Source organism: Endozoicomonas arenosclerae (genome assembly GCF_001562015.1).
Taxonomy (GTDB): domain Bacteria; phylum Pseudomonadota; class Gammaproteobacteria; order Pseudomonadales; family Endozoicomonadaceae; genus Endozoicomonas_A; species Endozoicomonas_A arenosclerae.
This window is the reverse complement of the sequence record NZ_LASA01000090.1, coordinates 11,425-33,804: the sequence shown is the minus strand read 5'-3', so window position 1 is coordinate 33,804 and position 22,380 is coordinate 11,425. Positions and strand designations below refer to the sequence as shown.

Below are 22,380 nucleotides of genomic sequence, written 5' to 3'. Positions count from 1 at the left end.
ACCAGACACCTAAATTCATGAACAGTAACGAATAATACAACTCTGCAACCGAACCCATCTTGCCAGTATCAAAGCCTTTGAATACCATCCTGACTGTAAATACCTATCATCCAGCGCTTATACTGCCTGCTTCCCTTATTTTTATTCTTGCGATCCACCAGCCAACCTCTTAACTCAACACGCTTTCCCACCAGAGACTTCAGCCAATTTGTCTCAACAGACGACCTTGGTATACGAATCACTACCGGCCCATCCATTTCAACCCAGAAAAAATCATTTTTTTTGGGACTGGACACTTTGACCACTTCACCCCGGAGAATCTGAAAGCCGGGCTTTAGCCTGTCTGCCCTGATATCAAACACTGCTTTTTTCGACCAGATACCGATTCTTTCTTTTCGAGCCTGCGCCTCTTGTTGCTTCAGACAATCCCTGTAAGGATCTCGCTCTTCTGAAAAAAGCTGATACCCCAACCCCTTCTCAATCAGAAGCGATTCTATGGAGCGGCCGTCCATCAGAAACGGATGAGCCAGAACCCGACCATGATGATCCTTGCCAACCACCTGCAGCTTCAACTTTCTGGAACCAGAAAACAATTGCCTGAGGGTTAAAGCAGCTTCATCCCCAAAAGGCTCTGCAGGCTTTTTCTCATGGGCAATCTCAGGGGTATTTATGGAGGAGAAACGAATCTTGCGACCGTCTTTTAGCCAGAGGGTATCGCCATCAGCAATGTAGTCCCACCGCACAGTCTCCGAAGCACCTTTCAGGGTGCAGACCTCTGAGGAATACGCGGAGAAAGCACAAAATAATAACGCACAAAAAAAGGCGCTCACGATAACGTGAAACGCCTTTTTCGAGCGACCAGGCAAGTCAAAACAATCCATCATGCTACCTTTCGAATTACTCTTCGAAGAAGCATAGCGGCATTTTCAACTCATGGCCGTCAGCCAGCAGGTTGCATGGCAAGCAAAAAGTTGCTTACTTGCGAGCACCAACCTTGCCGAAACGCTTGGTGAAGCGCTCGATACGACCGCCTGTGTCCATCACTTTCTGAGTGCCGGTGTAGAATGGGTGGCACTTGGAGCAAACTTCAATGTGCAGGTCCTTGCACAGAGTAGAGCGAGTCTGGATCTTGTTACCGCAGGAGCAGGTAACTTCGATAGCGTCGTAGTTCGGATGGATTTCCGGCTTCATGGGATCTACCTCAAAAAATGCATGCCGCCACCCGGTCTCTGACTAAAAAGTTACTCGGCCAAGGCACCGCACGCGAAATGGTCACCAGCAGGCATTTCAGAACAGAGGCGTGAAACCTTGCCCAGACACTGCCATTAAGCGACCCTGGAAAATTGAGGCGGAATCATACCAGAGTATCCCCGTCAAGCAAATACCGGTATTTCACCTCGACTCATTTCAACCCTGCATCAAGTCAGGTTACACTGAGCCAGGAGCCTGCCCGACTTATGCCGGAAGGCCCACAATGCCAACAGCCAGTGAAAGCAGCCTCATGACCCCCTGTGACGATATTTATCTCAGCATCGCCATACCCACTCCTCTGAGGCAGATGTTCGATTATCTTCCACCCGATTCAGCAGCAGACCTTCAACCTGGCATGAGAGTACAGGTTCCTTTTGGACCCAGAAAACTGATTGGCATCATTGAATCCATCAAACCGGACTCAGACTACCCGAAAGACAAACTCAAAAAGGTGTCCGCCCTGCCGGATCAGCAATCACTGATTCCAGACGATATCATGCAGCTTTGTCGATGGGCCTCAAGCTACTACCACTACAGTCTGGGGGAAACACTGCTTCAGGCTTTGCCAAAAGCGCTCAGACAGGGCAAGCCTGCCAGCCGGGAAAAGGTGGCTCTCTGGAGCCTTTCTGCACCGCTGGACGAGGACACCACCGCTTCATTAAAACGAGCTCACAAACAACTCAAGGCTGTACAGTGGCTAAGTGAATACCCGGAGGGCATTTCCGAACCAGAACTTCGAGAAGTAGGCTTCAGCAAGGCTATTCTCACCCAGTTGCAAAAGAAACAGCTGGTACAGGTACGTGAAATAGAATTATTGGACCGGCCTTTCACTGAATATCAAAACCCGGTCAGACAAACGTCGCTGACTCTTAATCCTGAACAAGCTTTTGCCCTTGAAGGTATTCAGGAAACGTCCAGCTTTCATCCCATACTGCTTGATGGCGTAACAGGCAGCGGTAAAACAGAAGTTTATCTTCAAGCTATTGAAGCCACTCTGAAGGCAGGCAAACAAGCTTTGGTCCTGGTACCTGAGATTGGTCTAACTCCACAGACCGTCAAACGTTTCCGCAGTCGATTCTCCGTCCCTGTTGCCTGCCTGCATTCAGGATTGAGTGATGGAGAAAGACTGCAAGGCTGGCTGGCGGCAAGCAGAGCTACAGCAGGCGTTCTTATTGCCACTCGCTCAGGCATCTTTACCCCCATGCCCAAACTTGGGCTGATTATTGTTGATGAAGAGCACGACAACTCCTACAAGCAGCAAGACACTTTAAGGTATAACGCCAGGGATCTGGCCATATACCGGGCAAAAATAGCAGACTGCCCAGTTGTTCTGGGTTCCGCCACACCCTCTCTGGAAACTCTGGTCAATGCCCGAAAAGGTCGATTCAGCCATCTTGAGATTAAAATCAGGGCTGGTCATTCAAAACCACCTACCCTTGAACTTCTGGATATCCGCCAACAGATACTCCATGAAGGTTTTGCCCAGAGCCTGCTGACCCGAATGAGAGACACCCTGGACAAGGGCGAGCAGGTGATGGTGTTTCTAAATCGTCGAGGATATGCACCTTCCCTGATCTGCCATGACTGTGGAGAAGTGACCGACTGCCCTCACTGTGATGCCCACATGACATTGCACCGACAGCCACCTCACATGCATTGCCATCATTGTGACTATCAGACGACCATCCCCTGGTCTTGCCCAAAATGTCATAGCAAAAACCTTCAGCCAGTAGGACAAGGTACTGAGCGCTGCGAACAGGTTTTGGAACAAATGTTTCCCGATACTCCCTTGATCAGAGTGGACAGAGACTCAACACGCCGCAAAAATGCTCTTTCTGAGATACTGGATACCATCCATACCGGCGAACCCTGTATTTTGCTCGGAACCCAGATGCTGGCAAAAGGTCATCACTTTCCTGATGTAACAATGGTGGCCGTCGTTAATGCCGATTCAGGATTGTTCAGCTCTGACTTCAGAGGGCTGGAAAAAATGGGACAACTGATTCTTCAAGTGGCAGGGCGGGCTGGCAGGGAGAAGAAGCCGGGTCATGTCGTCATTCAGACTCACAACCCGCAACATCCCGCCTTGCAGATGCTGGTCAGCCAGCAATACAGTCGTTTTGCTGACAAACTGCTGAGTGAACGAAAGCAACTTAAATTACCTCCGGAAGGTTATCTGGCTCTTTTCAGAACAGAGTCTCACAGCTCAACAGCAGCAGAAAATCTTTTGAAAGGGTTACGAAACTTATTGCTGAACCACCTGCAAGACGGATCGGTCAGGGTACTGGGTCCAATCCCGGCACCCATGGAAAAAAGGCAGGGTCGTTATCGTTATCAGTTGTTCCTGCAAAGCTATCAGCGCCCTGCCCTGCATCGCACATTGGATCTGGCTGTCAAACATCTGGATGGTATGAAACTGCCAAAAGGAGTCCGCTGGACTCTGGATGTTGATCCTCAGGAGATGACATGACATCCGAAAAGTTCAGAGGATGCGGGCAATAGCCTGAATCTGCCCCCGCTGAAAGTTCTGCATGGCTGTACTGCGTGCAAAGTCTAGATAGGCTCGTATTTCGTTATCAGGCAGGCTTCGATAGGTGTAGAGGTAGACATACCTCATATGATCGTTCATACCTTTACGGATCACCGGCTTTTCTCTGGCCTTGAGAATCTCCGGGGGTCTTAGAGGACGACCGTCTTTTATGGGCATGACTTCGTGAAGGATTCGCTTGGCTCCAACCGAAGCACTGGCAGCCAACTCAGTGCCTAACTCTACCGCATCAAGCGTTTCCATTAACTCTTCGATCAGACGTATACGACTGGTTCTGGGCAGCTCTCTGGATAATTTATCTTCAATATAAGCTTGCATATGCAAGGCATTGCGAGGATCGTTGGCTTCCATTTCCAGACGAAGAATCTTCTGCCCCAGTGCTGAATTATACCAGTCCAGCAATTTCAACAACTCACCCACGCTTAGAGCTTCATCCAAAGTAGCTTCCATGGAAGACTTAAACAGATCGGAGCTGTAACGAACCTTGACGACCTGATTGACCGTACTCACCACCTCAGGAGGCAGTGTGTATTCCTTCTGGTCAATAGTCATACTGGAAAGCACCCAACCTAGTTGCTGTTCAAGTTGAGCATTCTCGTACAACTCACCCAGAAGAATACCTTTATCGGCTGCAGATAGATGACTACCCGAAAAGAGCAGTATGACAAAAAGCAGAATTGCAGAAAAACGACCAGGGCTGAAGGCTGAAATGTTGATGTGTGCGTCCATACACTCACCCGGCAAACGGAAAGGCTGTCAATTAAACATACATAAACAGCCTGACTGTGTAAATATCAACCGTATTTCTATGAACAATCAATCATACAATTTGCTTGTGATAGCGGTGACAGCAGTTTCCACTCGGAGAATTCGTGAGCCAAGATGGATACGTTCAAAGCCCGCTTCTTCCAGCTTTTCCACCTCATAGGGAATAAACCCACCTTCCGGGCCGATAGCTAATACTACTTCGTCTTCCACCTGATGAGGACAGGCTATCCCTCCCATTGGATGGGCAACCAATCCTCTTTTACCTTCCAAAAGCTCTGGCAAACGATCTTCAACAAAAGGCTTGAACCGCTTCTCCAGAACAACTTCTGGCAATAGAGTATCTCTTGCCTGCTCCAGACCCAGCACCAGCTGTTCATGGATTTTATCCTCAGAAAGCCAGGGAGATTGCCAGAAGCTTTTCTCAACCCGGTAGCTGTTCATCAGAATAATTTTTTTGACACCCAGAGACGACAAGTGTTGCAAGCTTCTTTTCAACATTTTGGGTCGGGGCAGAGCCAGTAGAACAGTTAAAGGCAGAGGCTTTGGGGGTTCCTCATCCAGGCGCACTTCCAACTCCATGGATTGTTCAGTTAGAGAAACGATTATTGCTTCACCCAACTGACCATTCAGCATCCCCACCCTGAGGGTGTCACCCTGATGAGAACGATGAACTTCCAGAACATGTTGTAAAGGTCTACCCGTAAGCCGGACACCATTTTCAGAAATAAAGTCGGAAGGTGTTAGTAGCAGTAGATTCATGAGTGAATTACGTAAGAGAGAAAAACGTCCTATTGTCGCTTGAAACCGTTATTGAGTAAAAGAATCAAGGATTGGATCATGACTCAAGGTTTAGGAAGCCAGTGGACATGGTGTAATGCATCACGGGCTGTAAATCTCTTCTCAGGATCAAACTCTAGTAACTGCCTCAGCAGGTCTTTCAATGCTAAATGGTCAGGGGAGTTCAGTTCGGGATGCGCCATGGCCTTCTCAACCTCTTCTCTCATATAGCTCACAGGAGCCATAGGCCGAGCCACTAACGGAGGCTGTTTAAACAGTACTTCACCCGTAGCCATCTCATAGAGCACACAGCCAAATGCCCACATGTCGGCCTGAGTTGTTCTTCCTCTGGATTGATCGAAAAACTCTGGGGGTGCAGTCACAAGATTTCCGGAAAAGTTATCCCATCCGATCTCTTTCGATTCCTGAAAGGCCGCCGCCCCAAAGTCAGCTAACTTAGCTTCCCCATCTGCAGTAACCAGCACATTATTCGGCTTCAAATCACCGTGACTGATGGGAGGGGTCTGGGTATGCAGATATTCAAAAGCCTCCAGTAGCCCTTTTGCTACTTTCTTACTTAAAGAATCAGGAAGAGGTCCACTATTGGTCATTTGACCATTCACTCCCTTCCCCCTGATTAACTCATGCAGGTTCTGCCCCACAAACTCCATTTGAATACCTTCCCGGAAGCCTACTTCGCCAGAAGAAGACCGCTCAGCAGTTCCTCCCCTGTATAAATCTTCCACAGAGACAATGTGAGGGTGTTGCAAGCGAGCCATTATTTCCAGCTCTCTGCTTCGATCTGCATTTAAGGTAGTTTTCAGGGCTTTTACAGGCCTCGCTGAACCGGAAGTGTGAGCAATAACAGGCTCAACCTGACCAAAGCTGCCCTGACCAACAACGTCTCCTGCGGGGCTTACTTGCATGTGATCAAAAACATCCTGCCGGCTCTTTTCCTCCGAACGCTCTCTGGGTATATCATAAGGAGGAAAATCAGGAATATGGGAAGTCACTGATTGCTCTTTATGCTCATGCTCAGATGCTTTCAAATGCTGATAAGTTTCACTTAACCCACCCATCAGATGCTTCGCATACTTGACCGGGGCATGATCGATCAACTCCCGGAGCATATCTTCGTATGAATCACAGGACCCTATGCTAGTTTTCAGGGCTTCCAGCTTCCTGATATCAGGCAGCTCTTCAGGGTTTATTTCGGTAAAAGGAACAACCACGTAATCTTCCAGGTCACCACTTAAAGGAGGCTCATAACTTTCAACTTCAGTATCACCCAGCCGACTCAGCTTTTCTTGCACTTCGGGTAAATGCAGATAGGTAGATCCTTTTTTAGCAGCCGCTTCATCAAACTGATCATGTACGTCCATATCCTCTTCTACTGTTCGATCCTGCAGAGAATCTTCAAGGGTATCATCCATAGAAGAATCATCGCTTAATTGAGAGGCTGTATCGTACCCTGAAGAAGAAACGGTTGATAACGACCGATTTAACTCGGCTCCTGTCACTACAGGTGAATCAACCTCCAGCCCTTCATCCAAACCTTCCCTTGTGGCATTTGCATAGAACTCCTCCAAGACCCCCCTGATAACATTTTCAATATCAACCACCAGTTCTTTTTTCAGACTCACCAACAGCTCAGGGTTTCTTGACACATAACTCCAGCTCAGATCCATAGCACTCTGATCTTGCCGGTTTTCCCTGTCTTCAAAATATTGTTTGATAGACGCATCCAACTGAGATTCGTCCCCAGTCACTTCACAGATCTCTATGAAAGCGGTCAGCAGCCCATCAACATGCTGTGAGGGAGCCAGCTGCTTAATCACTGCGAAAGCTTCGTTAACATCGCTGATCGACATCAAGGACTCTGCTAATGACTCTATTTTTAACTGGGTCTGCTGACCATTCTGAGCACTCTTTGCACTCATATAGATCGCTTCCAGCAGCGGCATAATCTGAGTTTTAAAGTCACTCAGCTGTTGAGCTGAAGCCAATAAAGTCGACCTCATTCCCGGAGCATCTTTGGTATGGCCTTCCGCCTCCAATAACTCTTTCAAAACCATTACATATCGATATTTACTGCAGTCTTTACTGCAATTATTAAGACCTAAAAGCAGACTAGGAACATCATAAGCAAACAGCACCATCCTTAAAAAACTTTGCTCCATCGGGCTGTATTTGCGAAACCCATCCTTCAGACCTTCAATCCCTTCTCCCAATTCAGATTTCAGATACTCAAACAACTTCTCTTTTGCTGTATGAAATGATTTATCCCTTACACCTCTGACCATCTGCGACTTACAGTCTTCGGATAGACTCAAGTCCGCACCACAATCCTGACTCAATTGGAGAAAGCTGACATACAACCGCTGCCTGTATGGAACCGGAACATGGGTTTTAAGCAACTCAAAAATCTCATCCATTGAGCTGCTTCTATCCATTCCAGCCAGAAAGAGGCGCTTGATATTACTGTAAAAGGCCGAACCCACATCCGCAGGCTCAATCGCTGCAATATCATCCAGTACATCCAGAACCCTGAGCTTGAAGTCTTTTTTGAACAGATCTACTTCAGGAAATGAGTAATTTTTCAAAACCGCATTCAATCTATAGGGACCCATAGAAGTGACAGAACGCTGATCTAATGGATGAACTGGAGGCCTATCGAGATTAAGCTTTCTTTTAAGGCGGGCAGGAATCAGAACAACCACAACACTACGACTGAAAGCCCGCGCTCTGTCGAAAAATAGTGAAGTAGCTTTGCCTAAACTAATGGCAGCCATCCTCAGATGATAAAGAACACTGTCATCCTGGGGAGGCTTCTGAACGTTGGCCATACTTATCCTGAAATTATGACATCCCTATATTCATAGCTTAGACAAAACAATGCTGAGCCATTTAAATGGCAGCTCGGCTCTGACGCTTAGAGAATAGTGCAAATACGTCCTTAATCTGACGTTGCGGGCTTGACCAGTCTGGAAAAAAACACACCAACTTCAAACAAGAGCCACATGGGAATAGCCAGAAGAGATTGGGAAACTACGTCAGGGGGAGTTAACAACATTCCCATTACGAAACAGCCCACAACAATATACGGGCGCTTTTTGGAGAGACTTTCAACCGTTGAAATACCACTCCAAACCAAAAGCACAGTGGCTACCGGTATTTCAAAGGCCATGCCAAAAGCAAAAAATAGCTTCAGTATAAACTCGAGATAACGATTAATGTCCGTCATCACCGTTACCGACTCTGGTCCCACCGTCGTAAAAAAAGAAAAGATAATCGGAAAAACCACATAATAAGCAAATGCCATCCCCAGATAGAAAAGCACGACACTGGCTACCAACATGGGGATCGCTATTCGTTTCTCATTTTTATACAGACCTGGCGCAATAAACCCCCAGACCTGATGCAAGATATAGGGAATAGCCAGGAAAAAAGCTACAAACAGGGTCAGTTTGAAAGGCGCAAGAAAAGGAGAAGCCACTTCAGTGGCAATCATGGTACTGCCTTCAGGCAAATGCGCCCTCAAAGGCTCGGAAACGAACAGGTAAATATCATTGGAAAAATAGAAGAGCCCCAGAAAAACAAACAACACGGCTGCAAAACTGCGAAGCAAACGACTCCTTAGTTCGATCAGATGCTGAACCAGAGGCTGCTCTTTGTCTGCTCCGCCTTCACTCATGCGCTGGAATCTTTTTTCTCTGTGCTGTTTACCGTGAAACTTTTTCATCCTCCAAGGGGGACGAAAAAATGCTTCCTTCGCTCACGGCTGATTTACTATGAAAATACCGCTCTCTCAGGCTCTGTCGTCCTTTTCATGCTTCGGGGTAAGCGGCATTTCCGGCTCATTGCTGTTTTGTTTAGAACTGCTTTTCTGCTCAAGACTGTCGGACCCTTTACTGTCCTGGTCTCCAAAATCAAAAGGCTTGTTCAATGATTCCAATGGCGCCTGGATTGACTCAGTCACCTTGGCTCGGGTCTTTTCCAGATCTTTCATGACCTGCTCGTTGTGAATCTGCCTCTTGATGCTGTCGACATCCAGCTCCTTCTCCAACTCTTCCTTGGCAGACTGAAAGCTGCGCTTGATCTTGCCTACCCAGTAGGCTGTGGTTCGAATAGCCCCCGGCAATCTCTCCGGTCCCAATACGACCAGAGCAATCACAGCAATAAGAAGTAGCTCTGTGAAACCGATATCGAACACTTTATCTCCAGAGATCTCTCAAAAATAGGTTACCGAGAAATACTTTCCATCAAAGACGTCTATTCATAAGAGGATGAAAAGTTGTTTCCATTGCCGTCACTCAGGACTTAGGCTGAGAATCTTCAGACTCTTTTTCCTTCTGGGTATTTTCTGACTGCAGAGGTTTCTGCTCTTCGTCAGAAGAAATCGCTTTCTTGAACCCTTTAACAGCACCACCCAGATCTCCACCCAGGCCCTTGAGCTTCTTGGTACCAAATAGCATAACTACTATCAGCAAGATGATGAGCAGCTGCCAGATACTGATTCCACCAAATCCCATAATCCACCTTCCTTTCAGACTGATCAGGAACCTGACCAAGCATAGACCGCTCAGCCAGGCTCCCGGGGGCAATTAAAGCTACTCGCCCCCAGAAACATGAACAGTCGCTTTCATCAAGAAACCGACTGTTTCTTTGTCACCATTGTACCGGATCACCGGACAATGGACATTCAGGCATCTCTTGAAGCTTTTTCATCAATGCCAGACAGGCCAAACCTTCGTTCCAACTCAAGCAGGACTTCTTTATGGCTCAGACCCAGATGCGACAACATGACCAGTGAGTGAAACCACAAATCAGCGGTTTCATACACCACATCATCGAGACTGCCGCCAAACTCCGCCACTTTCGCTGCTATCAGAGTTTCAGCCGACTCTTCACCCACCTTTTTCAGGATTTTATCCATCCCGGCAGCATGAAGGCTGGCAACGTAAGAGCTGTCTGGGCTAGCCTGACGACGTTCTTCAAGCACAGCCTGCAGTTTATCTAATATGTTATCCATTATCGCTGCTTCCGCTCTTGTCTTCACCGTAAATGGCATCAGGACTTTTCAGGACTTCATCCGTACTTAACCACTGCCCGCCTTCGGTCAACTTACGGTAGAAGCAGGATTCCCTGCCAGTGTGGCAAGCTATTCCACCCAGTTGTTCCACAATCAGCACAATGGAGTCACCGTCACAGTCCAACCTCAACTCATGCAACTTTTGTACATGGCCAGAGGTTTCACCTTTACGCCAGAGTTTGCCTCTTGAACGTGACCAGTATACAGCCTGCTGTTCTTGCGCAGTTAATGCCAGGGCTTCGCGGTTCATCCAGGCCTGCATCAGTATCCGACCGGTTTTATGATCCTGGGCCGTAGCCGCTACCAGCCCATCCCGATTCCAGCAAACTTCTTCCAGCCAACTCTTCTCTTCGTAACCATCGCTACTCATAGACACTCCTATCGAGTCAGGAGCCAGACCCCGACTCCTCCCATTAACACCCCTTGCCAGGGTATCTGTGCAGACCACTCCGGGAAAACCAGAACTGCAGCGGCTACTGCAACTAATACGCCTCCCAGCCATTTCATTTTACCGGACTGCTTATCTGCCCGATCATGCATGACCATGAGTTTTTGCTGATGCTCAGATATCTGCTTAACACTGTGTAAGGCATTCCGGGCCATATTGGGCGCACTCAGCAACCAGTCGGGAATATTTTCACTAACGGAGCGCCCAATACCACAGGGACTGACCTGATCTTTCATCCACTTTTCAAGATAGGGTTGAGCTGTATTCCACAAATCCAGATCCGGATAAAGCTGACGACCCAAGCCTTCAACATTCAGCAATGTCTTTTCCAATAAAACCAGCTGAGGCTGAACTTCCATCTCAAAGCGACGCGCTACCTGGAAAAGCCTCACCAGCAGGTGACCAAAAGAAATATCTTTCAGCGGCCTTTCAAATATAGGTTCGCAGACTGTACGGATCGCGGCTTCCAGTTCGCCCACAACGGTATGGGACGGCACCCAGCCGGAGTCCACATGGAGCTGTGCAACCTTACGATAATCCCGTTTGAAAAAGGCCAGAAGGTTACAGGCCAGATAATACTGATCTTCAGGCTCCAGTGTCCCCACAATACCGCAATCAATACCAATGTATTTGGGCTCGGATGGATGGGTAATATCGACAAAGATATTACCCGGATGCATGTCAGCATGGAAAAAGCGATCCCGGAAAACCTGGGTAAAGAAGATTTCCACGCCTCTTTCCGCCAGCTTTTTCATGTCAGTCCCGTTAGCCTTCAGCGTTTGGGTATCGGCGACTGGAACACCATGAATACGCTCCATGACCATCACAGAAGGCTTGCAGTAATCCCAGTAAACCTGAGGGACAAACAGAAGTGGAGAATCCAGAAAGTTCCTGCGCAATTGAGACGTGTTAGCCGCTTCCCGCAGCAGGTCGAGCTCATCAAGAATGGTCTTTTCGTAATCCCTGACCACTTCAATGGGCCTCAGTCTACGTGCTTCCCTGATCAGGGTTATAAGCAATCGACTGAAGCCGTACATTAAACGGATGTCCTTACGGATCACCTTCTCAATGCCGGGTCTGATCACCTTGATGACAACTTCTTCACCCGAGTGCAAACGGGCACTGTGCACCTGTGCAATGGAAGCGGAAGCCATAGGCTCATGATCAAATCGATCAAACAATTCTGAGACCGGGGCATGAAGGCTTTTTTCGATAATGGTGACGGCATCAGAAGCAGGAAAAGGTTCTACCTGGTCCTGCAGTCGGGCCAGCTCGTCGCTGATATCATCGGGCAGCAAATCCCGGCGCGTAGAGAGGATCTGACCAAACTTAATAAAGATGGGTCCCAGGGATTCAAGGCCTTTCCTCAACCTGATAGCCCTGGGTTCACTGTTTTTGATGAAGTAGCGCCAGGGCAGAAGCCTCATCAACACTCTGGCGGGAAATGGCAGCCGGTCGATTTCTACCAGATCATCCAGTCTGTAACGGGCAATGGCCCCAACAATTTTTATTAAACGGGTTAACTGCAGCACCCTTTTCTCCCGCGGTATTCTTTTGCCTTCAGGCACTCAGAAGCCATTCCCATCAAGACTTGTTCAGTCGTTCATCAAGATGTTCAACCGAACCCCTGAGGGCATCCACCTCACGACTGAAAGCACTGAGCTCAGGCTCGGAAGGAATGACTTTCAATTCATCCTGAAGATAAACAGCACCCTGGGCAGAAAGACTCTCTCCCGCTCCGACAAACGTCGAGGCTATGAGTCGCATACCTTCTACCAGTGTGTGCCCGGCTACAGGGCCAATACGTTCACAGATCAGGCTTTCCCAGTCGAGTTCCATCTTTCGATGGGCAGACTCCAGAGCAGCTATCACCTCTGGATCGCCTGATACATTCAGTCCCTTGATAGAATCCCAGGCAGAGACTCGATCCGCTGAAAGTTCAATAAAACTACTTGCCCCCCCCTGAAAGGTGACATCAACAGAACCCTCATGCCAGCCCGCACAGCGAACGCCCAATGCATCCAGAAAAACATAGCACTGGAATTCAGGCTGAAGGCAATTGAAGTGGATAACACTGCCATCAAGAGAGCGTAAAGCCTCAATTGTCACTGGATCCAGCTTCAACAGCTGATTGATTCGAGTCTCCAGAAAGGCCAGAAACGCCGTTTTCATCATAATCAGGGTTTGATGCCTTTGTGCAGGGCTACAATGCCACCGGTCATATTGTGATAGGTGGTATTCACAAAGCCGGCTTCTTTCATCATGGCTTCCAGAGTTGCCTGATCCGGATGCTTGCGAATACTTTCCGCCAGATAGCGATAACTTTCAGAGTCACCCGCCACCAGCTTGCCCATAGCAGGCAAAAGAGAGAAAGAGTAGGCATCGTAGGCTTTGGTCAACAATGGATTATTGGTTTTGGAAAACTCCAGAATCAAAAGACGACCGCCCGGTTTGAGAACCCTGCACATGGAACGCAATGCTTCTGCCTTATCGGTCACATTACGAAGACCAAAAGCAATGGTGATGCAGTCGAAAGTATTTTCAGGAAAGGGCAGGCACTCGGCATTGGCCTGAACGTATTCAACATTACCAACAATTCCCTGGTCAATCAGACGGTCACGGCCGACACGAAGCATGGAATCATTAATATCCGCCAGAACCACTCGTCCTGTATCGCCTACCAGACGGGAGAACTGTTTGGTCAGATCTCCAGTGCCTCCAGCAATATCAAGAACCTGATGACCTTTGCGAACTGCCGAGAGCTCTATGGTAAAGCGCTTCCAGAGCCGGTGAACGCCCATCGACATCAAGTCGTTCATCGCGTCATAGCTGTCCGCCACGGAGTGAAAAACACCCGCCACCAGTTTCTCTTTGTCATCAGGCTTTACATCTTTGTAGCCAAAGTGTGTTTTGTCCTGATCTCTTACCTTGTCAGTCATCCAGATCTCCGCCCCAGCACCGGAATACAATCCGAAGAAAATTCTTCCATTCCTGTTGCTGGCAAGCATTCGGGAAAAATAGGGGGGTATTGTAATGGCTAATGGCACAGAGGTAAATTTGCCTGCAGTCCACGCAACAGTACGTTGATTTCTCTCAAGGTCAGTACAAGAAAAATGAGTAATTATTTTGAAAGTCCGTTCAAGGGCGTTCCCCTGAAAGAGCAGGTCACCAACCCCAATATCATTGTTGGCGACCACAGTTACTATTCAGGCTACTATCATGGCCACAGTTTTGATGAATGTGCCCGCTATCTAAACCCTGACCGCTCTGATGTAGACCAATTACACATCGGTAAATTCTGTTCAATCGGTTCAGGTGTCTCATTCATCATGGCAGGCAATCAGGGCCATCGTTCTGACTGGGTCAGTACATTTCCTTTCTTCTACCAGGATAACGAGATGGCCTCAAAAGCCGTGGATGGATTTCAACGAGTTGGAAACACCCTTGTTGGCCATGATGTCTGGATCGGAGCTGAAGCCATGATCATGCCCGGCATAACCATTGGAAACGGAGCCATTATTGGCAGCCGTGCTGTGATAACCAAAGATGTCACAGAATACGCGGTAGTAGCCGGTAACCCTGCTAAACAGATTAAACAGAGATTCAAATCGGAAGCGATAAATCAATTACTGGAAATGCAGTGGTGGAACTGGCCAGAAGAAACCATCAGGGATGCGATGCCACTGATGTGTTCAGATAAGATATCTGAACTCTATCAATACTGGCTGAAAAATATTAAGCAACACTAATTCGTCAGTAGCAATACCCCAAAAAGTACTGCTACTGACTGGTACTTCAACGCTTTCTGATGATCACACTGCCTATCGAGTAACCTGCACCAAAGGAGCAGATGACACCATAACTTCCCGCCTCAAGGTCGGTAGAATACTTATGGAAGGCAATGATTGATCCTGCAGAACTGGTATTGGCGTACTCATCAAGAATCACCGGAGCTTCTTCAGGAGTGGCTTCACGACCCAGGACTTTTCGGGAAATCAGCTGATTCATACTCAAATTGGCCTGATGCAACCACATTCGAGATAGCTGCTCAGGAGTCAGCCTCAACTCATCAAGGTGCCCGGAAATAATCTCTGCCACTTTCGGGCAGACTTCCTTGAAGACTTTGCGACCATTTTGAACAAATAGCTTATCGGGTTGACCCACGCCCGACTCATCCGCACGGTTGAGAAAACCAAAGTTATTGCGAATATTACTGGAAAATTGTGTCCAGGCACGGGTTCCCAGCACTTCAAAGCCTTTGTCATTTCTAGCTACATCATCCGATTCAACAACAACCGCCGTGCAGGCATCTCCAAAAATGAAATGACTGTCACGATCTCTGAAGTTCAGATGCCCGGAAGTAATTTCCGGACTGATCACCAGCACCCTTTTCGCATTACCAGCAAGAACCGCATCAGTAGCGGCCTTGATACCAAAAGTGGCTGAGGAGCAAGCAACATTCATGTCATAAGCGTAACCGGAAGCCCCCAGGTAAAATTGCACTTCAACGGCAATGGCAGGGTATGGGCGCTGCATATTGGAACAGGCAACAATCACCAGATCTATTTCTTCCGGTCGTACACGTGCTTGAGACAATGCATCTCTAGCGGCATGAAGAGCCATTTCACACTGAACGGAGATTTCTTCGTTATTTCGTTCTGGAAGATGGGGCACCATACGATCTGGATCAAGTACGCCTTCCCGATCCATCACATACCGGCTTTTAATACCCGATGCTTTCTCTATGAAGGCACTGCTGCTCAATGGCAGCGGTTCTTTTTCACCGGCAGAGATTGCCTGCTGGTGTTTGTCGTTTTCTTTTTGAGCCCAGGTGTTATAGCTCGTGACCAGTTCATCATTACTGATAGCACTGGCTGGGGTATACAGCCCCGTTCCTGTGATAATTGCAGCGACAGCCATGCTTGCCTCGATCACCTTATTTTTATGTTCTTAGTGATCCTATATCATGCACCATAGTAATAAAACCTTAATATTTTGCCTCAAATATCATTGAACGACAGTCGCCTTGAAGGTGGCCGGGTTCTGACAGCCGTCGCCCAATGAGTATTCTTTCTCCGGCCTCGATGGCGATTCATCGCGCTTTCCATATTTAAAGCACATTCAACAAATCCCGTTTCCATCAGATGGTATAAAACCCGCGAAACTCTGGATTCATTATGGTCATAAAAAGCTTTATTCCACTTGTGTCTGGATGACTTTGAGTCATCAACAAAGATCTGATCTCCCCTTCGATACATCCCCCAGAAATCGAGAATTTGATCCAGCGATTTCTGTAACTCCCTTTGTAGTTCTCGATCACTCTGGATTTCCATCACCATCTTGTCAGTGAGTAGAGGAGCCGTTCTGTTGTATTGGCTGGGCTGGCTATTGGGAAACAGTAGTTGAATGTAGTCATGGGCAGATTCACACTGACTGAGAGTGAACGCTCGAATGCCTTCCAGGGTATGTTTCTGCCCTGCAATTTTATGTTTGCCTGTTCGTGAGAACGCCAGCCAGTGATCGGTCATTTCCAGCTCTTCACTCTCTGAACGGTTCACTGCGTTCTTGACACGAGTTATTTTTGGTGGACTTACCCACTCCATTGAACTGGTTGCCGTTGCCCCTGAAGAAGTTCTCGATGATTCTCCTCTTTCTGTCCTGCTTGAAGAAGAGCGGCGAAAAAGCTCTTCCCGCTGTCTATCAGGGTTTGTTTGACTTGAACTGCTTACAAAGGGCCCAAAGTCATCCTGGGCAACACGGGTTCCAGCCCCTGACGTTGCAGAAGTGCCTGCTGATCTCACAGGTGGAGTAACCTGCCGCTGAGAACTCCCTCCCCTTCCAAAACTGACATCGGGATAACGGCTTTGAATACGCCTCATGATCATGTCAGAGACTTCATTATCTCTATGATCTTCAAAGAAGCTGCTGATGACTTTAGGTATGACGGCCTTTACATGATGCTCTGGCAAGTGCTCCAGAACTTCTTCCAAAGCTGCCCAGATTTCTTTACCTATTTTTTCAGAATGACCCGTATGAGAGTGATTCATATAGGCCTGATTCATAGCGTGATAGATTCTGTCGTAGGTATAGCGAGGTGACTCCCTGATTTCAGCCAATACCTGTTCGGCAACGTCCCTGGTCAATTCAGCTGGATTGAAACAATGGATTTCTATTTGACGAGTATCCAGGCCACGACGTCGAGCCCCCATATTCATCTGGTTAATCAGATGTTCCAGCTCATCATAGAGCCTTTCCTGCTCCTCAACCCTGACAACGGTTCGCCCCCAGGCAAAATAGTTCTGCTCATTACCCGCAGTGATCTTAAGCGGCCCATCTTCAACATCAGCCCCAACCTTTTCTGTTCCCCAGCAGTCCAGTGCCTTGAATTGAGCAGAAAGATCGTCAACTCTGGTAGAAATCATAAAACTATCCCTGTATTTGTATCCTTAACTGATGGGAAGAATGGTCCCTGCCCTTATCTCATCCCTGACTTGCATCAACATCGCTCCAAGGCGGTTCTCACCACCTCTGGCAATGCCCCAATAGCTATCTTTATTCGAGTCTTCATAGAGGGGCTGGTTTCCAGTACCCAAAAGCCTCCGTCGAAAGAAATCATCCTGTCGTGCTTTTTCCCTCAATGCATGCAGCATGATGCTATCCCTTGATTGCAACCAATCATCATGCCCGACATCCAGCGGAATGGTCTTTTGGGTATCATTTGGATCCGGATGAATATAGCGAAACACATCGCCTGCGGTTTTTAACTGTTGAATCTGAGGCCAACGGCTCTTGTTAAATTTCTTGGCCTGAAAATAGTGTTCAGTCGTCGGCCAGTTGAAACCTTCGATGTTAATACCGCCAGGTGGCTCATAGAAATTGGTAAACTCGAAGTAGGGCTTGCCCTTTTTATAGAACATAACCCTCGGTTCATTCTGGCAAGCTCCCAAAGCATGGGTCTGCATGTAATCCTTGTAAGAACGAATCGAACTTCTGGCCTCCAGCTGGCTACCAGAGAACGTCATCAACCGCTTTCCTTTTGCCACTTTCACAGCATCAGCCCAGTAAGGGTTCAGTGGCACATTGGACTGTCCTCTTTGCTCCTGCAGCGTTCTTTCCAGATTGGCAGCACAGCTTTCATAGCCACAGGCCATCAGACATTTGATCACTCTCGTAATTCTCTTGTGATTATGATCATCATTATTCAAGAGCCACTTTCTATGTGCTGCTCCCTTGCCTGGATCAACCTGAATTGAATCTCCCTGTCTCGCCAGCCCCCAGAAGCCGAGCATTTGGTCAAGAGAGGCCTGTAATTGCTGCTGAGCAACAGGATTCTGTTGAACCTCCCAAACCATCTGAGGGGTTAAAAGGGGTGCCTTGGTATTCACACTGCTGGGATCAATATTAGGGAAAAGCAACTGGATATAGTCATGCTGTTGCTCCAGGGCTTTATCATCTAATGCCCTGATCTGATTAATCGTCCACTTTCTACTCTCGCTCTGGATGGGGAGATCGGGATCTACGGTAAAGTGAACCCATGCTTCGGCAGGCGTCAGTGCTCGGGTTGAGAACCCTGTCGGAGGGGGCTCAAGTGTTTTTGGAATAACAGGCTCTGGCACCTTGGGCAATAAAACCACACCGGGTTGAAGCTGTTCTGCAATATCCTTGAAATGATGGGTTTCTGTTATCGACTCAGGTGTATATCCAGGCACACTGGGTAGCTCGCCAATCCGATCAAAATCGAGATAAACAGCAGACTCTTTTAACGCTGCATCTGGCTGTGAAATACCTTCATCTGCCAACAAATGCTCATGATGAACTACGTCCAACATACTTAATGTGAGATCGGACGCTAACTGTGCTTTGATTTTTTGCTGACCAAAGTGCCCTCTGAGAACATTGACCTCTTCAGCTAACTGATCATTCAATGACTGAAAAAGCTCTTCATCATCCAGTAGATTTTCATCGGGGGGAATAATGGACGTCACGCCTTCGTCCGTCACATAAACCACTTCAAACGGTAAATCCTCAGCCTCTTCATGAGAGCCATCAAGGTAATCACTCAGGTTTTCAAGATTGCGAGACAGAAAGCTTTGACCGAGCAAATTTTCAGCATGACGACATTGATTTTGATAAGACTGTAACAATTGGGATTGTCTGGCAGCTTTACCATTTAAAGCAGGAGTAGCAGAGCTTGGAGAGACGGTTCGCCGATCAATGGGGCTCCCCTCGACGGTTGTTTGATCATCCGGTATCTGGCGCCCGGCTGGTGTTACCTTATGCTCGCTATGAGTATGACCCGTATCTCCGCCTATGTGGGGAGAAGGTCTACCTGACGGTGGTATATCAGAATAAGTCATGCCTATAGTCCAAAGAACTATCCTCTTCAGACTATCGGCATGAAACAGAGAAACTCACTGCTGAAAACTATCAGCCGGTATTACGCATACCTGCAGCAATACCCGCCACGGTAATCATGAGTGCTTGCTCCAGATTGTCACAGACTTCGCCCTCTTCTGCGTGTCGAACACGGTAAAGCAACTCGGCCTGAAGCACATTAAGTGGGTCGGTATAAGGGTTTCGCAAAGCTATCGCCTGTTTGTTCTGAGGATGATTGGACATCAGCTCTTCACCCCCTTTCAACTCCAGCAAGGCTTGAATGGCTGTATCCAGCTGCTCTCGCAGGCTCTCACCCAGGTGCTGCAAACCTGTGGGCACCAGGCGATCCTCATAATATTCAGCCAGCTTGGAATCCGTCTTCATAAAGACCATTTCCAGCATTTCCAGTCGAGCCTTGAAGAAAGGCCACTGATCGATCATCTCTTCCAGCGTACCCCTGTGACCATTTTCCAAGGCATTTCTGAGCGCTACACCACAGCCTAACCAGGTGGGCAGCATCAAACGAATTTGAGTCCAGGCAAATATCCAGGGAATAGCTCGAAGACTTTCAACACCGCCATTAGGCTTGCGTTTGGCCGGTCTGGAGCCCAGTGGCAGCTTGGCCAGTTCCTGTTCAGGTGTTACTGCGCGGAAATAAGGAACAAAATCAGGCTCATCCCGAACCATACCCCGGTAAGTTTGCAGGGAGTCCTGAGCCAGTTGATCCATCATGTCGCGCCAGCTTTGTTCTGGCACAGGAGGAGGCAACAGAGTTGCCTCCAGTGTGGCACTGGCATAAAGCATCAGACTGTTAATCGCCACATCCGGGAAACCAAATTTGAAGCGAATCATTTCGCCCTGCTCGGTCACCCTGAGATTGCCATTTACAGACCCCGGTGGCTGAGAAAGAATCGCAGCATGAGCTGGGCCACCACCACGGCCAATGGTACCGCCGCGACCATGAAACAGAGTCAAATCGACATTATTTTCACGACAGACTCCCGTGACTTCTTCCATGGCACGGTACTGTGCCCAGGCGGCAGCCATCCAGCCAGCATCCTTGGCCGAATCCGAGTAGCCAATCATGACCATCTGTCCACCATGGCAATAACCCCGATACCAGGGCAGAGCCAGCAGAGAGCAAATGCATTCGCTGGCGCCATCCAGAGCATCCAGTGTTTCAAACAAAGGTGCTATGGGCATGGCAAAGTCAACACCACACTCTTTCAGCAACAAGGCAACTGAGAGCACATCAGAAGGCGTGTAAGCCATGGAAATGACGTAAGCCCCCAGCGCTTGTTGACCCTCTTTGGCAATGGCTTTGCAAGTAGCAATGACTTCAGCCACATCATCTGAGGGCTGCCATTTATTGGGCAGAAGGGGTCTGGGATTCTGAAGCTCTTTCAATAAAAAAGTCTGTCTTTCCTGCTCATCCCAACTATCATAGTCGCCAATACCCAGAGCCCGGGTCAACTCACTCAATGCCTGAGTGTGTCTGCCCGCTTCCTGACGGATATCCAGTCGGATCAGGGTCAGGCCAAAACTATGGGCACGGCGGATCATATCCAACAACGGGCCGTCGGCAATAACACCCAATCCCACTTCATGTAACGAGCGATAGCAAAGCTCCAGAGGCTCAACCAGATCTTTCTGATCCAGCAGAACTTCCGAGTTACGGGGTTTGTCTACCAGCGAGTATTCACACCAGCTTCGGGTCTGTCTCAGACGTTCCCTGAGTTCCTTTAGAAGCACTCTATAGGGCTCCCGACAACCCCCCAGCTTTTGCTTCATTTCGTCGCTGCACTCAGTCATTGAAAGCTCGCCAATCAGAGGCTTCAGATCTCTGAGGAACAAGTCAGCCGCCATCCAGCGACTCAGCAGTAATACTTCCCTGGTGACTTCTGCTGTTACAAAGGGGTTGCCATCACGATCGCCGCCCATCCAGGAAGAAAAGCGAACGGGCACGGCATCAAGAGGTAAACCAATATCGGTATGCTCTCTCAAACGCTCATCCATGGCACGAACAAAGTCCGGCACAGCATTCCACAGGGAGTGCTCAATAGTGGCAAAACCACCTTTGGCTTCATCAACAGGGGTGGGGCGCTTCATCCTGAATTCATAGGTATGCCAGGCCTGGGCAATTAACTGTCGGAGACGATCTTCCAGGCGTGCACGCTCCCTGAAGCTCAAACGACTGCTTTCCAGGTTACTGAGACATTCGAAAATCGATTCATGTTTCTGAATCAGAGTTCTGCGGGAAACTTCTGTGGGGTGAGCGGTTAGCACCAGCTCCATATCCAGACCAGCAACGCTTTCAGCAATCTGTTCATTACTGAAACCTTTATGCCGGAGACGGGCCATAAGTTCGTCAAAGTGATCAGGGACACAGTAGGTTTCGCCGTGGCTCACAGCGATGCTGTCGTACTGTTCAGCCAGATTAGCCAGATTGAGGAAGTGGCTGAAAGCACGGGTAACAGGCACCAGATCATCATCAGAGAGGTTCTTGAGCTGATCCAGCAATACCTCACGGTCGTCTTCACTGCCCGCCCTTGCCGCCTTGGACAGTTGCCGAATGCTCTCAATACGATTGAAAAAAGCCTCGCCATGATGCTCTTTAATGGTATTGCCCAACAGAGTACCCAGAAGGTTCACGTTGCGACGCAGATTCGCCTTGCTGTCCGTCATAGCTTTAACTTCCCAAGTTTTTACCGTGAAAACTCTTTCACCAACGAAGCTGACGAAAGATGTTTATTTCACTCTTGGAGCCTGTCGGGCTTAAGCTTTCGAGCATAAATTTCAGTAGAATGCGTTAAATTATTCTATGGATTCGTGCGAATAGTTAACCTATTTAATCGAATTCATCGAATAATTTAGCCGTTCTTTCTGAAATTTAGGCCGAAATTGTCTTGAGTCCGGCAGGCTCCTTGATCTTTGTTCATGGCTAAAAGCACGCTCACCTTGAAATGCAGGAATTAACAGGCACTTCTGAACAAAAGTACCGATTTTCATCCCTCATATTGATGATGCACGACTTCGAGAATCACTGAGCCTATACCATAGAAACCGAAGAAAAAAGCTTTCACAAATACACACCCAGACGATCAGACAAGTACAAGACAC

Annotated in this window: 19 protein-coding genes; 2 read left to right on the top strand and 17 right to left on the bottom strand. The window is 48.2% G+C overall.

Annotated elements, in window-relative coordinates; all coding sequences use genetic code 11:
• Window positions 1-68: 68 nt before the first annotated feature.
• Window positions 69-743, bottom strand: coding sequence for a thermonuclease family protein (locus tag WG89_RS14195; protein WP_062267210.1), 675 nt, complete (start codon window positions 741-743; stop codon window positions 69-71).
• A gap of 232 nt (window positions 744-975) precedes the next feature.
• Window positions 976-1,191, bottom strand: coding sequence for a 50S ribosomal protein L31 (gene rpmE / locus WG89_RS29400; protein WP_079253839.1), 216 nt, complete (start codon window positions 1,189-1,191; stop codon window positions 976-978).
• A 283-nt stretch (window positions 1,192-1,474) separates the two neighbouring features.
• Here rpmE and WG89_RS14185 point away from each other — a divergent pair, with 283 nt between their 5' ends.
• Window positions 1,475-3,721 carry a primosomal protein N' gene (locus WG89_RS14185; RefSeq protein ID WP_245662919.1) on the top strand — a complete coding sequence of 749 codons (2,247 nt, stop codon included), beginning with the start codon at window positions 1,475-1,477 and terminating at the stop codon, window positions 3,719-3,721.
• 12 nt (window positions 3,722-3,733) lie between these two features.
• Here WG89_RS14185 and WG89_RS14180 read toward each other — a convergent pair whose 3' ends face one another.
• From WG89_RS14180 to ubiE, 11 genes are all read right to left on the bottom strand, one after another.
• Complete coding sequence (locus tag WG89_RS14180) at window positions 3,734-4,528, bottom strand: DUF2059 domain-containing protein (protein WP_062267206.1); 795 nt, start codon at window positions 4,526-4,528, stop codon at window positions 3,734-3,736.
• A gap of 87 nt (window positions 4,529-4,615) precedes the next feature.
• Window positions 4,616-5,326, bottom strand: coding sequence for a 16S rRNA (uracil(1498)-N(3))-methyltransferase (locus WG89_RS14175; RefSeq protein WP_062267204.1), 711 nt, complete (start codon window positions 5,324-5,326; stop codon window positions 4,616-4,618).
• A gap of 83 nt (window positions 5,327-5,409) precedes the next feature.
• Window positions 5,410-8,190 carry a serine/threonine-protein kinase gene (locus tag WG89_RS14170; protein ID WP_062267200.1) on the bottom strand — a complete coding sequence of 927 codons (2,781 nt, stop codon included), beginning with the start codon at window positions 8,188-8,190 and terminating at the stop codon, window positions 5,410-5,412.
• A gap of 110 nt (window positions 8,191-8,300) precedes the next feature.
• The gene (tatC, locus tag WG89_RS14165) at window positions 8,301-9,038 is read right to left on the bottom strand and encodes a twin-arginine translocase subunit TatC (protein ID WP_062267364.1); all 738 of its coding nucleotides are present in this window, start codon (window positions 9,036-9,038) and stop codon (window positions 8,301-8,303) included.
• Window positions 9,039-9,152: 114 nt separating this feature from the next.
• Window positions 9,153-9,557, bottom strand: coding sequence for a Sec-independent protein translocase protein TatB (gene tatB / locus WG89_RS14160; protein ID WP_062267198.1), 405 nt, complete (start codon window positions 9,555-9,557; stop codon window positions 9,153-9,155).
• Window positions 9,558-9,657: 100 nt separating this feature from the next.
• Window positions 9,658-9,876 (bottom strand): twin-arginine translocase TatA/TatE family subunit, encoded by a 219-nt coding sequence (gene tatA, locus WG89_RS14155; protein ID WP_062267196.1) that lies wholly within the window; start codon window positions 9,874-9,876, stop codon window positions 9,658-9,660.
• Between the two features lie 170 nt (window positions 9,877-10,046).
• Window positions 10,047-10,376, bottom strand: coding sequence for a phosphoribosyl-ATP diphosphatase (locus tag WG89_RS14150; protein ID WP_062267194.1), 330 nt, complete (start codon window positions 10,374-10,376; stop codon window positions 10,047-10,049).
• Window positions 10,369-10,806, bottom strand: coding sequence for a phosphoribosyl-AMP cyclohydrolase (hisI, locus tag WG89_RS14145; protein WP_062267192.1), 438 nt, complete (start codon window positions 10,804-10,806; stop codon window positions 10,369-10,371). The genes WG89_RS14150 and hisI overlap by 8 nt, the downstream gene beginning before the upstream one ends.
• A gap of 8 nt (window positions 10,807-10,814) precedes the next feature.
• On the bottom strand, window positions 10,815-12,416 hold the full coding sequence (gene ubiB / locus WG89_RS14140) for a ubiquinone biosynthesis regulatory protein kinase UbiB (RefSeq protein ID WP_062267190.1): 1,602 nt from the start codon (window positions 12,414-12,416) through the stop codon (window positions 10,815-10,817).
• A gap of 52 nt (window positions 12,417-12,468) precedes the next feature.
• Window positions 12,469-13,059 (bottom strand): ubiquinone biosynthesis accessory factor UbiJ, encoded by a 591-nt coding sequence (locus WG89_RS14135; protein WP_062267188.1) that lies wholly within the window; start codon window positions 13,057-13,059, stop codon window positions 12,469-12,471.
• A gap of 2 nt (window positions 13,060-13,061) precedes the next feature.
• On the bottom strand, window positions 13,062-13,823 hold the full coding sequence (ubiE, locus tag WG89_RS14130) for a bifunctional demethylmenaquinone methyltransferase/2-methoxy-6-polyprenyl-1,4-benzoquinol methylase UbiE (RefSeq protein ID WP_062267362.1): 762 nt from the start codon (window positions 13,821-13,823) through the stop codon (window positions 13,062-13,064).
• A gap of 174 nt (window positions 13,824-13,997) precedes the next feature.
• Here ubiE and catB point away from each other — a divergent pair, with 174 nt between their 5' ends.
• Window positions 13,998-14,633 (top strand): type B chloramphenicol O-acetyltransferase, encoded by a 636-nt coding sequence (gene catB, locus WG89_RS14125; protein ID WP_062267187.1) that lies wholly within the window; start codon window positions 13,998-14,000, stop codon window positions 14,631-14,633.
• A gap of 46 nt (window positions 14,634-14,679) precedes the next feature.
• On the opposite strand, the gene WG89_RS14120 is transcribed toward catB, so the two are convergent.
• From WG89_RS14120 to ppc, 4 genes are all read right to left on the bottom strand, one after another.
• A complete protein-coding gene (locus tag WG89_RS14120) occupies window positions 14,680-15,804 on the bottom strand; it encodes a beta-ketoacyl-ACP synthase III (RefSeq protein ID WP_062267185.1) in 1,125 nt (374 codons plus the stop codon).
• Between the two features lie 80 nt (window positions 15,805-15,884).
• Window positions 15,885-17,306 (bottom strand): opioid growth factor receptor-related protein, encoded by a 1,422-nt coding sequence (locus tag WG89_RS14115; RefSeq protein ID WP_062267183.1) that lies wholly within the window; start codon window positions 17,304-17,306, stop codon window positions 15,885-15,887.
• Between the two features lie 24 nt (window positions 17,307-17,330).
• Entirely contained in the window at window positions 17,331-19,241 is a 1,911-nt protein-coding gene (locus WG89_RS14110; RefSeq protein WP_079253838.1) for an NADAR domain-containing protein, read from the bottom strand.
• Between the two features lie 70 nt (window positions 19,242-19,311).
• Entirely contained in the window at window positions 19,312-21,945 is a 2,634-nt protein-coding gene (gene ppc, locus WG89_RS14105; RefSeq protein ID WP_062267178.1) for a phosphoenolpyruvate carboxylase, read from the bottom strand.
• Window positions 21,946-22,380 lie beyond the last annotated feature (435 nt).